Annotated in this window: 11 protein-coding genes and 1 pseudogene; 4 read left to right on the top strand and 8 right to left on the bottom strand. The window is 63.7% G+C overall.

Annotation, left to right across the window (positions count from 1 at the left end; genetic code table 11):
• Positions 1 to 242: 242 nt before the first annotated feature.
• From H8S57_RS09730 to H8S57_RS18375, 8 genes and pseudogenes are all read right to left on the bottom strand, one after another.
• Positions 243 to 1,610 carry an MATE family efflux transporter gene (locus H8S57_RS09730; protein WP_186907885.1) on the bottom strand — a complete coding sequence of 456 codons (1,368 nt, stop codon included), beginning with the start codon at positions 1,608 to 1,610 and terminating at the stop codon, positions 243 to 245.
• Between the two features lie 42 nt (positions 1,611 to 1,652).
• Positions 1,653 to 3,008: an 8-oxoguanine deaminase gene (locus tag H8S57_RS09725; RefSeq protein WP_186907884.1), complete on the bottom strand. Its 1,356-nt coding sequence runs from the start codon at positions 3,006 to 3,008 to the stop codon at positions 1,653 to 1,655.
• A 349-nt stretch (positions 3,009 to 3,357) separates the two neighbouring features.
• On the bottom strand, positions 3,358 to 5,886 hold the full coding sequence (locus tag H8S57_RS09720) for a heavy metal translocating P-type ATPase (protein WP_186907883.1): 2,529 nt from the start codon (positions 5,884 to 5,886) through the stop codon (positions 3,358 to 3,360).
• A gap of 81 nt (positions 5,887 to 5,967) precedes the next feature.
• Positions 5,968 to 6,228, bottom strand: coding sequence for a metal-sensing transcriptional repressor (locus H8S57_RS09715; protein ID WP_352408712.1), 261 nt, complete (start codon positions 6,226 to 6,228; stop codon positions 5,968 to 5,970).
• Between the two features lie 105 nt (positions 6,229 to 6,333).
• Positions 6,334 to 6,546 (bottom strand): DUF378 domain-containing protein, encoded by a 213-nt coding sequence (locus tag H8S57_RS09710; RefSeq protein WP_186907881.1) that lies wholly within the window; start codon positions 6,544 to 6,546, stop codon positions 6,334 to 6,336.
• Between the two features lie 109 nt (positions 6,547 to 6,655).
• Entirely contained in the window at positions 6,656 to 7,828 is a 1,173-nt protein-coding gene (locus H8S57_RS09705) for a DUF362 domain-containing protein (RefSeq protein ID WP_186907880.1), read from the bottom strand.
• Positions 7,829 to 7,931: 103 nt separating this feature from the next.
• Positions 7,932 to 8,330: an asparagine synthase-related protein gene (locus H8S57_RS09700; RefSeq protein ID WP_186907879.1), complete on the bottom strand. Its 399-nt coding sequence runs from the start codon at positions 8,328 to 8,330 to the stop codon at positions 7,932 to 7,934.
• Between the two features lie 5 nt (positions 8,331 to 8,335).
• Positions 8,336 to 8,413: pseudogene (locus tag H8S57_RS18375) on the bottom strand (hypothetical protein); the annotation flags it as partial.
• Between the two features lie 292 nt (positions 8,414 to 8,705).
• On the opposite strand from H8S57_RS18375, the gene purF reads away from it, so the two are divergent.
• The 4 genes from purF to H8S57_RS09680 all read left to right on the top strand — a co-directional run bounded on the left by purF (position 8,706) and on the right by H8S57_RS09680 (position 13,906).
• On the top strand, positions 8,706 to 10,070 hold the full coding sequence (gene purF, locus H8S57_RS09695; protein WP_186907878.1) for an amidophosphoribosyltransferase: 1,365 nt from the start codon (positions 8,706 to 8,708) through the stop codon (positions 10,068 to 10,070).
• A 535-nt stretch (positions 10,071 to 10,605) separates the two neighbouring features.
• On the top strand, positions 10,606 to 11,937 hold the full coding sequence (gene glnA, locus H8S57_RS09690) for a type I glutamate--ammonia ligase (protein ID WP_186907877.1): 1,332 nt from the start codon (positions 10,606 to 10,608) through the stop codon (positions 11,935 to 11,937).
• A 42-nt stretch (positions 11,938 to 11,979) separates the two neighbouring features.
• Positions 11,980 to 12,513 (top strand): ANTAR domain-containing response regulator, encoded by a 534-nt coding sequence (locus H8S57_RS09685; RefSeq protein WP_186907876.1) that lies wholly within the window; start codon positions 11,980 to 11,982, stop codon positions 12,511 to 12,513.
• 175 nt (positions 12,514 to 12,688) lie between these two features.
• On the top strand, positions 12,689 to 13,906 hold the full coding sequence (locus tag H8S57_RS09680) for an LL-diaminopimelate aminotransferase (RefSeq protein ID WP_186907875.1): 1,218 nt from the start codon (positions 12,689 to 12,691) through the stop codon (positions 13,904 to 13,906).
• Positions 13,907 to 13,915: the final 9 nt, after the last annotated feature.

Raw genomic sequence — 13,915 nt, 5'->3', positions numbered from 1 at the left:
CATTCAATCAAAAACAAAACTGACGCCTCTGGAATTGCGCCGCCAGTTTGCTGCTTGAAAATCTCATAGTCCTATATTAGGGGCGTTTTTGTGCTGTCCGCACAATCGGGGGCGGTTCACAAAACGAGGTGGGTACTTTTTCAGATGCGCTAAAAACCTTGGCTAAATGACATTGCCCTCACGGCTGAAGCTTTTTTTCTGCCGCATGGCCGGGAAAGGCACCGGCAGTCTGCGGAGCGTGCCTATCCAATGACCCGGATGTACTTCCATTTCCCGCGCAGAAACCGGATAAGGAAGAAAACGGCGCGTACGATCCAGTCGCAGAACATGGCCAGCCATACCCCCAGCAGCCCCATATTCAGGCCCCAGGCGCAGGCAAAGACATAACTCAGAGCCACCCGGCAGGCAAACATGGAGCACAGGGAGACGGCCATGGTGAACACCGCGTCCCCGGCGGCCCGCAGGGCGTTGGGCATGGTAAAGGACATGGGCCAGAAAAAGATGCTGAACAGCGAAAACCAGCGCAGCACCTGGGCGGCCATGGCGGTGGATTCCATGCTCAGATCGAACAGCGTGACCAGCCACCCGGCCAGGAAAAAGAGGGCGATGTTCATAACTCCCATGCAGACGTAGCAAGCGCGCACCAGCTTTTTGGCGTAGGATACCGCTTGGTCGGTTTCGCCGGCCCCCATGCACCGGCCTACCACGGTGATGAGCGCCAGGCCGAGCGCCTGGCCCGGTACGTTGATGACGCCGCCGATGCTGTTCCCAATGGCGTTGGCGGCCACAGCGGCGGTGCCGAAGGTAGTGATCAGATTGAGCACCAACAGCTTGCCGGCCTGGAACATGCCGTTTTCCAAGCCGTTTGGAATGCCGATGAAGAGGATGCGGCGGATCATGTCCCAGCGCAGGCGGAAGCGGAGCAGGCCCTCCACCCGCACCAGGTTTTCCGGGTGGCGGAGCAGCGCCATGATGATGACGGCCGCGGCGATCCGGGAGACCAGCGTACCGATACCTGCCCCGGCGGCCCCCATGCCGAAGCCGAAAATCAGAATGGCGTTGACGGCAATGTTGATGATGTTCACGATGAGGGAGCAGAACATGGATACTTTGCTGTTGCCCATGGCGCGAAACAGCGCCGCGCCCGCGTTGTATACCGCCATAAAGGGATAAGCGGCGGCGGTCAGCAGGAAATAGATGAGAGCGCTGGCCATCACAGCGCGCTCCACCTGCCCAAACAGCAGGGAAAGGATGTGCTGGCGCAGAATCAGCGCCAGTACCGTCAGCAGGGTGGAGGCGATCACGGCGGCGTAGAGCAGCTGCTTGGCCGCCGTGTTGGCCTGCTCCGCCTCCCGGCGGCCCAGGTATTGGGATACCACGACCGCTCCGCCGGTGGACAGGGCGGCAAAGATCTGGATCAGCAGCATGTTGAGCCCGTCCACCAGGGACACGCCGGATACGGCCGCTTCCCCGGCGGTGGTCACCATAACGGTATCCGCCATGCCCACCGTCATCAGCAGCAGCTGCTCGATGACCAGCGGGATGATCAGCCGCAGCAGCGCCTGCCGGGAAAACAGCGGCGCGCGGGGCTGTGAGGCAGTCAACTCCATTCCGGTACCTCTCCCTTGGATTTCAGATTTGTGCAGGCCGCCTTACAGCCGGCCCAGATAACGCCGGGCGGTCTCGTTTGCCCTGGCGGACACCTCCGCCTCGTCTACCGTGACCAGCTGCCCCTGCTGCACCACAGGCACGCCGTTGACGATGGTGTAATCCACCGGCCCCTTGAGGCCCACGGTGCCCAGCATGGACATGGGGTCGAACTGGGCGCCGACCAGCTCCAGGCGGTCCAGATCCACCAAAAACAGGTCGGCCGCCATGCCGGGAGAGAGCTGCCCGATGTCGTCCCGGCCCAGGAGCCGGGCGGAGCCGCGGGTGGCGACCTTGAGCAGTTCGTACCCGGTGGGGGCCTGCCGGCTCCAGGTGAGCCGGTGGAGCAGATAGGCCGCCCGCAGCTCCTCCAGCAGGTTGGAGCCGTCGTTGGAGGCGGAGCCGTCCACGGCCAGCCCGACCGGGATGTCCAGGCGAAGCAGGTCGGGCAGGCGGCACACGCCGGAGGCGAGCTTCATATTGGAGATGGGACAGTGGGCCACGCCGGTGCCGGTCTTGGCCAGGACGCGCAGGTCGCTGTCGTTGAAATGGATGCCGTGGGCATACCACACGTCGGGGCCGGTCCAGCCCAGAGACTGCATGTAGGCCACCGGCCGCAGGCCGAAGCGCTCCAAGGTATACTGCTCCTCGTCCTTCGTCTCGGCCACGTGGGTGTGCAGCCGCACGCCCAGACTGCGGGCCAGGCGCGCGCTTTCCCGAAGCAGGTCCCCGGATACGGAAAAAGGAGAACAGGGGGCCAGCGCCAAGCGGTGCATGGAAAAGCGGGAATCGTCGTGCCAGACCCGCACCAGGCGCTCGGAGTCGGCCAGGATCGCGTCGATGGTCTGTACCACGGAGTCCGGCGGCAGCCCGCCGTCCTTTTTGGACAGGTCCATCGAGCCGCGGGAAGCGTGGAAGCGCATCCCCACCGTATCGGCGGAGCGGAACTGGGCCGCGATCAGGTCTCCGGAGCGCTCGGGGAAGACATAGTGGTGGTCGAAGCAGGTGGTGCATCCATTTTTCAGCAGCTCGCCCATGCCTGCGAGGGAGGACCAGGAGACCACCTCCTCATCCAGATTCTTCCACACCTCGTACAGCGTCACCAGCCAGGGAAACAGCTCCATTTTCTGTACCTCGGGCAGGTTGCGGGAAAAGAGCTGGTAGAGGTGGTGGTGGGTGTTGATGAGGCCGGGATACACCGCCATGCGGGAGGCGTCAATGACCTGGTCGGCCTGCCGCAGGGCAGGGCCGATGTATTCGATCGCCTGGTCACGGATGAAGAGGTTGCAGCGCTCGTGCAGGGAGTCCTGGTCGTCGCAGGAGACGATATAGCGCGCGTTTTTGATGAGCAGGGTGGACATGGCCGCGCCTCCTTCTGGTTGAGTTGCTTCCATGATACCACAGCAGGGGGCAAAAGGGAAGCGCCGGGGAAGCTTCCCCGGCGCTGAGGCGGCTGAAGAGGCGGCAAGGCCGCTCCAGGCTGTCGAAAAACCCTGCCGTAGGAGCGCCTCGCAGAGCGCCGCCGTCCGCAGACGACGGAAGCAGATGAAATACCGTCATTTCCGGCGACACAAGGTGAATTGCCCCCCAGAGGACCCTTGCCTGCCCCTGCGGGGCAATTTACTTCCGGTCCGCTCCACTTCGCCTCCGTCTGCGGGCGGCGGAATTCTGCGCGGCGGACGAGGAGGCGGTTTGCCGCGGCGGCAGAGATCAGGAGATGGAGACCACCTGATATCCGGCGTCCTCCACGGCCTTTTTCAGCGCCGCGTCGTCGGCCGTTCCGGTGACCGTGGCGGTTTTTGCCTGCAGGTCCACCTGGGCGGCGACGCCGGGCAGGGCGTTGAGGGCCTGTTCCACGCGGGCCTGACAGTGGGCGCACATCATACCCTCAATGACCATTTTTTTCTCCATAATACGGATTCCTCCATTCGTATGAATTGGTTCACGCGCGGCGGCCGGGGCGGCCGCTGTGGGTTTGAACCGCTTAAGACGCAGGGCGTTGGATACCACGCACACCGAGGAAAGGCTCATGGCGGCGGCGGCGAACATGGGGGAGAGCTGGATGTGAAAGAGGGGATACCACACCCCGGCGGCCAGGGGAATGCCGATGATGTTGTAAATAAACGCCCAGAACAGGTTCTGCTTGATGTTGCGGATGACCTGTTTGGACAGCTCCACGGCGGTCACCGCGTCCATCAGGTCGCTTTTCATCAGCACGATGTCGGCGCTCTCAATGGCGACGTCGGTCCCCGCGCCGATGGCGATGCCGACGTCGGCCCCCGCCAAAGCGGGCGCGTCGTTGATGCCGTCGCCCACCATGGCGACCCGCCTGCCCCCGGCCTGGAGGGCGGCGACCTGCCGCGCCTTCTCCTGGGGCAGCACCTCGGCCACCACATGGCTCACGCCCAGGGCCTTGCCCACCGCTTCGGCGGTGCGCCGGTTGTCGCCGGTGAGCATCACCACGTCGATGCCCAGACGCCGGAACCCTGCTACGGCGGCGGCGCTGGTCGGCTTGGGGGTGTCCGCCACCGCCACCACGCCCAGCAGTTTGCCGTCCTCGGCAAAGTAGAGCGGGGTCTTGCCCGCCTTGGCCAGCTCCTCCGCGATGAGATCGAAGCCCTCCAAGGGGATCCCGGCCTCCTCCAGCATGGCGCGGTTGCCCGCCAGGACGGATTTGCCGTGGAGCCTGGCCGAAATACCCCGGCCGGGAAGGGCCTGAAAATCCGCTACCGGGACCAGGGGGATCTCCCGCTGTGCCGCCTCCGCCACAATCGCGTCGGCCAGGGGGTGTTCCGACGGCTTTTCCAGAGAGGCGGCCACACACAAAAGCTCCTCCGTGGTGGCGCCTTCGTTGGGATAGCAGTCGGTGACCTGGGGCGTGCCCCGGGTCAGCGTGCCGGTTTTGTCCAGCACCACGGTCCGGATGGTATGAAGGGTCTCCAGCGCCTCGGCGGATTTGATCAGGATCCCGTTTTCCGCGCCCTTGCCGGTGCCGGCCATGATAGCGACCGGGGTGGCCAGCCCCAGCGCGCAGGGACAGGAGATGACCAGCACCGCCACCCCGGCGGTCAGGGACGGCTCGATGGAGCGTGTGGCGAGCAGCCATACGGCCGCGGTGACGACGGCGATCCCGATAACGGCCGGCACGAAGAGGCCGGCCACCTTGTCGGCCAGCTTTGCGATGGGGGCTTTGGAAGAGGCCGCCTCCTCCACCAGGCGGATCATCTGGGCCAAGGTGGTATCCTCGCCCACGCGGGTGGCCGCGAAGGTAAAGGAGCCGGATTTGTTGATCGAGGCGGCGGCCACCTTGTCGCCGGGAAGCTTTTCCACCGGCAGGCTCTCGCCCGTCAGGGCGGATTCATCCACGGAAGAGCGGCCCTGGGTGACGGTGCCGTCCACCGGGATGCGTCCGCCGGGCCGCACGACGACTTGATCGCCCACCCGCACCTCCTCCACGGGGATCTCCGCCTCGCCGCCGTCCCGCAGCACCATGGCGGTTTTGGGGGCCAGATCCATGAGCCGGGTGATGGCCTGGCTGGTCTTGCCCTTGGAGCGGGCCTCCAGGAACTTGCCCAGTGTGATGAGGGTGAGGATCATGCCCGCGGACTCGAAGTACAGGTCCATGGACCAGCGATGGACCCGCTCCATGTCCCCGTGCCCCAGGCCCCAGGCGATCTGGAACAGGGCGGCCACGCCGTAGATCATGGCGGCGGCGGAGCCGATGGCGATGAGCGAGTCCATATTGGGCGCACCCTTGAACAGGCTCCGGAAGCCCACCTTGTAATACTTGTCGTTGACGTACAGGATGGGAAGGGTCAGCAGAAACTGGAGAAAGGCGGTCAGGAACACGTTCCGCTCGTCGTGGAAGAAGGCGGGCAGCGGCCAGCCCATCATGTGCCCCATGGCCAGATAGAACAGAGGGATCAGGAAAACGAGTGAGATCACGAAGCGGCGCTTCATCCCCGCCAGCTCTGCTTCCATGACGCGGGCAGCCGGGGCGGCGGGCCCGGCGCCCTGCTTTTCGTCCGAAGCGGGGAGCGCGGCGCCGTAGCCCGCGTCCTGCACCGCCCGGATGATCGCAGAAGGACCGGTCCTGGTGTCGTCATAGTCCACCAGCATGGAGCTGCCGAGCAGGTTGACCGTTACCGCCGCCACGCCCGCTACCTTGCCCACCGCCTTCTCCACGTGGGCCGAGCAGGCCGAGCAGGTCATGCCCCGCACATTAAATTTTTGTTTCAAAGGCAATCACCAGACTTTCCAATGCAAAGAGATGTCACCCCGGTCCGCCGGACGGCCGTCCTTCGGCGTCTCCGGCGGCCATTACGTTAGGATTCGCTCCAAAGCCTTGACAAATTCGTCGATTTTTTCCCCCCGCTCGGTCGCGCTGGCGGCCTCCTGGACGCAGTGCTTCAGATGGGCGGCCAGGATCTCACGGTTGACCCGGTTCAAAATGGCCTCGGTGGCCATGACCTGCTGGGAAATATCGATACAGTAGCGGTTTTCCTCCACCATCCGGATGATACCGTCCATTTGTCCGCGGGCCGTCTTCATCAGACGGAGGATTTTTTGTTCGTCTGCCATCATAACGAGGATCACCCCCCTGGGGTGTAGTATATGCGGTAAACTGAAAAAAGTCAAGCCCCCGCCGTACTGGATACGGCGGGGGCCTGAAAGGGGGAAAGAGGGTCAGGTTGTCTCGTCCACGGCGTCCCGATCCCGGAAGAGCAGGGAGATGCACCAGATCGCGGCCAGACCCACCAGAGTATAGATGACGCGGCTGAAGGCGCTGGTCTGTCCGCCGAAGGCGAAGGCCACGAAGTCAAATCCGAAAATGCCGATGCTGCCCCAGTTGAGGCCGCCGATGATAGCCAGGACGAGGGCGATCTTGTCGATAATCATGGTATGAACTTCCTCCTCAAATTGAGATACCGACCTTAGTATCACCCGCTGAGGGCGGCTTCATACAAAAATTTTGGATCCATGATGGGAGCTTATCCGGTTGGGCCGCTCAATGCCTCCGCCGGTGTACGGATTGGGATTGGAACAGGCGGCTCAACGCGCCCTGCTTCAGCGCCACGGCTTTTTGGGGACACAGCTCATGGCAGCAGTAGCAGTGGATACAGTTACGGGAATCGATGCGGGCTCGGTGCGCTTCCAGGGTGATCGCCCCGGCGGGGCAGGCGTTTTTGCAGATGCCGCAGCCCACACAGCGCTCGGGCCTGATTTGAGGGGTCTGAGCCATCCAGGACTTGGCCAGCCGGGCCGCGGGGCCGGTAAGCGGTCCCAGAAACTCCATGATATTGGTGCGCACATGGGCTGGGAAGCGGTAGTCCGGGATGCGCAGCGCATCGATCCCGGCCCCTACCAGATCCACCTCTTCGATGCGGCTGGGCAGGCCCCGTCGCTGGGCGGCCAGCAGCACCGGGTTGCCGAGCCGGGGCAGGCCGATGATTTCTCCGGCCACGATGTCCAGCGCCAGCGGGTTTTCCGACGCCAGGAGCAGCCCCACGGGGCGGGGCGTGCCGGAGGCTCCCGGCCCCTCGCCCTCCATGGCCAGCACCGCGTCCATGAGGTTCAGCCGGGGCGCGGCCCAGAGCGCCAGATCCAGCAGCATGTCGGCAAACTGCCCCTTATCCTGGTGGCTGGCGTGGAACCCCACTTTGGTTACGCCTGGGATCAGCCCGAAGTGGTTTTTCACCGCGCCGGTCATGCTCATAAACAGATGGGTCTTTAGCTTGCATAAGTTGAGGATGCCGTCGCTCTCCACCGCCGGTGCGATAACCTGAGCACTGTGCAGCACCTTTCCTTCGGGCAGGGAGACCTGGCGGGTGGACACGTCGTAGTTGAGCGCCGCGCCGGAGGCCTCTGCGGCGGCCCTCATACCGGTCTTTTCATAGAGGTGGCGCAGCCCGGACTCCAGATAGGGCCCGCCGGGACTGTCGCCGATGACCGCCCTTGCTCCCTGCCCGGCCACCAGCTTCGCCGCCGCGCCCACCACGGCCGGGTGGGTGCTCACCGCCCGCTCCGGCCCCGCCGCCGCCAGAAGATTGGCCTTCAGCAGCAGGGTTTCCCCCGGGCGGGCGAAGCGCCCCATCCCGCCCATCCGTTCAATCAATTCCGCTGTTTTTTCCTCCGCCTGCGCATAATCCGGACAGGCGGCCACAAAAACCCTGCACTCCATGCGTATTCCTCCATCCCTGGGACAGCTGAAGATCAGTATAGCCTGATCTGCGTGGAAAATCAACCGGGGCAGGGAGCATCCGCCTTCCCGGGCGGGACGCACGCTATCCCAGACGGATGCGGTAACGCTCCAGCCAGTGGTTGACCTGCAGAAAGTAGGCGATGGTCTGGGGCACGGTCATCAGCTGGCCGTACCAGGGCGTCTCGGTGCGCGCCTGGAGCAGTTCCATCAGGGCGGCGCGGTCCACGAGCTGGAACAGGGGAGCGCCGGGGATGTCCAGCAGCTCCTGCAGGCGGCGGGAGACCGCCTGCAGGTAGGCGGGGTGATGGGTCTTGGGGTAGGGGCTCTTGTTCCGCCGGAGCACCTCTTCCGTAAGCCAGCCCTCCATGGCCGTGCGCCGCTCCGGAGTGTTGTAGAGCTCCCCGTTGTACACCAGCGCCAGCTCCTCCTCCCCGCGCGCAGCAGCATGGGCTGCGCTCCGCCCGCCGGGTCCATGACGCACAGGCGGGTGTGCACCAACGCCGCCTGAGGCGTCCGATAAAGCCCCTCCTGGTCCGGTCCCCGCCGCTGCAGGGCGGCCTGCATGGCCTGGTACGCCTGCGTACGCGTCTCACAGCCCCGCCGGAATCGATCTATTCCGCGATCCCGCACATAAAAGCATCCCTCCTAAAACGCAAAAAAGCGTCCCTTCCTGTTCCAGAAAGGGAACGCCCTTGTTCCGTCTTAGTATATGCGCCGCCGGGGCTTTGTTTCCTTGTGGACATAAACGGAATTTTTTGGGCCCTCTGCCGAAAAATCGCACAAAAGTCACGATTGTAATGAACGCGGGGCTGTGATAGGATTTTACCATCCTGAAAAGCGAATTGGGGGAGAGCCCATGTCAATCCACGAGGAGTGCGGCGTTTTCGGCGTCTACGACCCGGCGGGGGACTGCGCCCGCACCGCCTATTACGGTCTGTACGCGCTGCAGCACCGGGGGCAGGAGGCCTGCGGCATTGCAGCCATCAACGACCGGGAGCTCTCGTTCCACAAGGATCTGGGGCTGGTGGGGGACGTGTTCAGCAGTTCGATCCTGGACGAGCTGGGCGGTACGATGGCGGTGGGCCACGTTCGTTACGCCACCACCGGCGGCGTGCGCCGGGAGAACGCCCAGCCTCTGACGCTGAAATATGTCAAGGGCACCCTGGCCCTGGCCCACAACGGCAACCTGGTGAACACGCCCAAGCTGCGCACGGACTTCGAGTACCGGGGCGGCATCTTCCAGACCACGACCGATTCGGAGATCATCGCCTATGCCATCGCGCAGGAGCGGCTTCATTGCCCCTCTGCGGAAGAGGCGGTGGCCCGGGCCACCCGCCATCTGCATGGGGCGTTCTCGCTCATCGTCATGTCCGCCCGCAAGCTCATTGCCGCCCGGGACCCCTGGGGCTTCCGGCCGCTGTGCATGGGCCGCCGGGGCGATGCCGTCGTGTTTGCCTCCGAATCCTGCGCCCTGGGCGCCGTGGGGGCGAAATTTGAGCGGGAGCTGGACCCGGGTGAGATCGTCGTGGTGGAAGAGGGCGAGGTGCGGTCCCTCCGGGACAACTGCAAGGGCGCCAGCAGCCACATGTGCATATTTGAATATATCTACTTCGCCCGGCCGGATTCGGTCCTCTGCGGTCAGTCCGTGCATGATGCCCGCCGCCTGGCGGGGCGCTTTCTGGCGAAGGAGCACCCGGTGGAGGCCGACGTGGTCATCGGCGTACCGGATTCCGGTTTGGACGCCGCCATGGGCTACGCCGAGGAGTCCGGTATTCCCTACGGGGTAGGCCTGGTAAAAAACCGTTACATCGGCCGCACCTTTATCACCCCCGGCCAGCAGAGCCGGGAGCAGGCGGTGCGCATCAAGCTGGGGCCCCTGAAGAGCTGCGTGGAGGGCAGACGGGTCGTGATGGTGGACGATTCCATCGTCCGGGGCACCACCTCCCGCCAGATCGTCAATCTGCTGCGGGAGGCGGGGGCAAAAGAGGTCCACATGCGCTCCTCCGCGCCTCCTTTCATCGCGCCCTGCTATTTTGGCACCGATATCCCGGACAAGGAAAAACTGATCGCATGCAACTATTCCCCGGAGGAGATCCGGGCGATGATCGGCGCGGACAGCCTGGGCTTCCTGAGCCTGGACGCCCTGCACCAGATCGCCCCCGACGCCGCCTGCGGCTTCTGCGACGGCTGCTTTACCGGGAAATATCCCATCGACGTCTAGCGGAAGCCGCAGCGCGCCGAACGGGGCGTACAAGCGTTTTGCCGAAGGCAAAACCTTGGCGCAGGCGGAATTTACTTCCGCCGAGCAGGTAAGTTCAAAGGGGCCCCGCACAATGAGAAACATTGTGCGGGAAAGTTCTGCGGCGGCTGCTTTACCGGGAAATATCCCATCGACGTCTGGCGGAAGCCGCAGCGCGCGGCGCGTGAATCGGGCCTTGACGCAGGGGCGGCGTGCATGTGCGCTCCGCCATGGAAGCGTGCAGATGACCAAACTCCTGCGTTTGCAGTCGGCTTGTGCAAAAGTTGCATAAAGGATGGGCGGTTGTGGCGTCTGTCCCTGATATTTGCAACAAAGATGCGAAATCCTTCACAAATGCCTTGACAGAACACGCCGGAGGTCGTATACTCAAACCATCAGTTGCGAACGAAGGCGTTCCGACCCACAGGGCGGAGCGCCTTCTTTTTACAGATACCGCCGTATCTGCAAAAACGCCGCATCAAACCTGTAATTTCAAGGATGAAAGGGGATACCCGCAATGGCGTACACCAAGGAAGACATCATTCGCATGGTAAAAGAAGAGGATATTGAATTTGTCCGTCTTCAGTTCACCGACATCTTCGGCCAGCTCAAGAATGTGGCCATCACCGCTTCCCAGATCGAGAAGGCGGTCAATAACCAGATCATGTTCGACGGTTCTTCCATCGAGGGCTTTGTGCGGATCGACGAGTCCGACCAATACCTGTATCCCGATCTGGACTCCTTCGTGGTCTTCCCCTGGCGGCCCCAGCACGGCAAGGTGGCCCGCCTGATCTGCGACGTGTACAATCCCGACGGCACCCCCTTCGTGGGCGACCCCCGCGGCGTGCTCAAGCGTGTGCTGGACAAGGCCAGGAAGATGGGCTACGACACCTTCAACGTTGGGCCCGAGGCCGAGTTCTTCCTGTTCCAGACCGACGACGAGGGCAAGCCCACCACCAAGACCAACGACGAGGCCGGCTATTTTGACCTGGGCCCGCTGGACCATGGCGAGGGCACCCGCCGCGAGATCTGCCTGGCCCTGGAGCAGATGGGATATGAGATCGAGGCCAGCCACCATGAGGTGGCCGAGGGCCAGCACGAGATCGACTTCAAGTACGCCCCTGCGCTGGAGTGCGCCGACAAGATCATGACCTTCAAGCTGGCGGTCAAGACGCTGGCGCAGAAGAACGGCCTGCACGCCACGTTTATGCCCAAGCCCATCTTCGGCATCAACGGCTCCGGCATGCATACCAATATGTCTCTGTTCCGGAACGGCAAGAACGCGTTCTATGACCCGAATGGGGAAAAGGGCCTGTCCAGGGAGGCCTACTCCTTTATCGCCGGCCTGCTGGCCCATGTGAAGGGCTTCGCCGCCATCACCAATCCGCTGGTCAACTCCTACAAACGTTTGGTGCCCGGCTATGAGGCTCCCTGCTATCTGGCCTGGTCGGCCTCCAACCGCTCCGCGCTGATCCGCATCCCCGCTTCCCGCGGCCAGTCCACCCGCGTGGAGCTGCGCAGCCCCGACCCCTGCTGCAACCCCTATCTGGAGCTGGCCGTCTGTCTGGCCGCCGGCCTGGACGGCATCGAGAAGGGCCTGGTCCCGCCCGCGGAGATCACCGAGAACATCTTTGCCATGGATCAGGCCGCCCGTGACGCGCGCGGCATCGACAGCCTGCCCGGCTCGCTGGAGGAAGCGGTCAAGGCCATGCAGGAGGATTCGCTCATTCTGGACGCGCTGGGCGCGCATGTGGCCGAGAATTATATTGAGGGTAAGAGGAAGGAGTGGGACGAGTACCGTACCCGCGTCTCTTCCTGGGAGCGGGAAAAGTATATCATCAACTACTGATACCGCCCTTAGATACTCCTTAAGAAAAGGAGTGGTAGAAGAATGGAGAAGGTGATTGTCGCCTTCGAAAGCGATAAAAGCTGCTGGCGGATCAAGGAGATCCTGGAGAATACCGGGACCGCCTCCTGCATCGTCTGCCGGTCCGGCGATCAGGTCAAGCGGGCCGTCAGCAAGCTGCATGTCAGCACGGTGGTCTGCGGCTACAAATTTGCCGACGAATCGGCGGAGGGGCTGTTTGAGGATCTGCCGCCCACCTGCGCCATGCTGGTGGTCGCGGTTCAGAGCCTGCTGGACCTGTGTCAGAACGACGATATCTTCAAACTGGCCTCCCCGGTGGCCAAGGGCGATCTGATCGCCTCGGTGCGGATGCTCCTGCAGGTAGGGCACCGTCTGGAGCGCTACGTGAGGCCCCGCCGCAGCGAGGAGGAGCAGGCCGTCATCGTCCAGGCCAAGCAGGTGCTGATGGACCGCCACGGCATGACCGAGGCCCAGGCCCACCGGTTCCTCCAGAAAAAGAGCATGGACAGCGGCGCCAAGCTGATTCAGACCGCGCAGCTGGTATTAGAGGGCGCATAAGCCATATACATAGAACGATAGCATAAGACGAAGCGGTCTTGTGGCGGCAGTCAGAGAGCGTGACTGCCGCCACTCTGCTATCTGCGCCGTTCCAGCGCCCGGCCGCCTGCGCACCGTGGCGGGATCCAAGGGGGGATGCCGCCAGTGAAACCTGATTGCAAAGGAGCAAACTGCGATGACTAAAATCAATGAGAACTACCGCAAACTGCCCGGCAGCTACCTCTTTACCGAGATCGCACGCCGTGTGACGGCCTATGGCCAGAAGAACCCGGACAAGCGGCTCATCCGCCTGGGCATCGGGGATGTGACCCGGCCGCTGGCCCCGGCGGTGATCTCCGCCATGCACGCGGCCGTAGACGAGATGGGCACGATGGAGGGCTTCCGGGGTTACGGTCCGGAGCAGGGCTATGACTTTCTCCGCCAGGCCATCGCGGAATACGACTATCAGGCGCGGGGCGCGGAGATCGCTCCGGACGAGATCTTCATCTCCGACGGCGCCAAAAGCGACTGCGGCAACATCGGGGATATCTTCGGCGTGGACAATGTGGTGGCGGTGTGCGACCCGGTGTACCCGGTGTACGTGGATACCAACGCCATGGCGGGCCGGGCGGGGGAGTACAGCGAGGCCGTGGGCCGCTGGAGCAATCTGGTCTATATGCCCTGTACGGCGGAGAACGGCTTTGCGCCCGCTCTGCCGGAGAGCAAGGTGGATCTGATCTACCTGTGCTTTCCCAATAACCCCACCGGCGCGGTGGCCACCCGGGAACAGCTGCAGGCCTGGGTGGATTACGCCGAGAGCCGGGGGGCGGTGATCCTGTTCGATTCGGCCTACGAGGCCTTTATCAGCGATCCCTCCATTCCGCACAGCATTTTTGAGATCGAGGGCGCCCGGCGCTGCGCCATCGAATTCCGCTCCTTCTCCAAGACGGCGGGCTTTACCGGAAACCGCTGCGCCTATACGGTGGTGCCCAGGGACCTGGAGCGGGGCGGCGCAAGTCTGAACACGCTGTGGAACCGCCGCCAGACCACGAAATTCAACGGCGTGCCCTATGTGGTGCAGCGGGGCGCCCAGGCGGTGTATTCGGACGCGGGCCGCGCCCAGGTGCGGGAGACCATCGGCTTTTATCAAAACAACGCCCGGGTCATCCGGGCGGGCCTGGCCGGGGCGGGCCTCACCGTCTCCGGTGGGGAGAATTCCCCCTATGTCTGGGCGAAGACGCCGCACGGCATGGGTTCCTGGGCCTTTTTCGACCTGCTGCTCCAGCAGGCGGGCGTGGTCACGACGCCCGGCGCGGGCTTCGGACCCAGCGGGGAGGGCTATATCCGCCTGAGCGCGTTCGGCGGCGCGGAGGACACTGCAGAGGCCGTGGAGCGGATTCGAGCGGTACTCTGAAAACCACCC

Origin of the sequence: Lawsonibacter hominis, from assembly GCF_014287895.1 — a bacterium.
Lineage (GTDB): Bacteria > Bacillota > Clostridia > Oscillospirales > Oscillospiraceae > Lawsonibacter_A > Lawsonibacter_A hominis.
The sequence above is the reverse complement of the archived record's forward strand: the minus strand, read 5'-3'. Positions and strand labels throughout refer to the sequence as shown.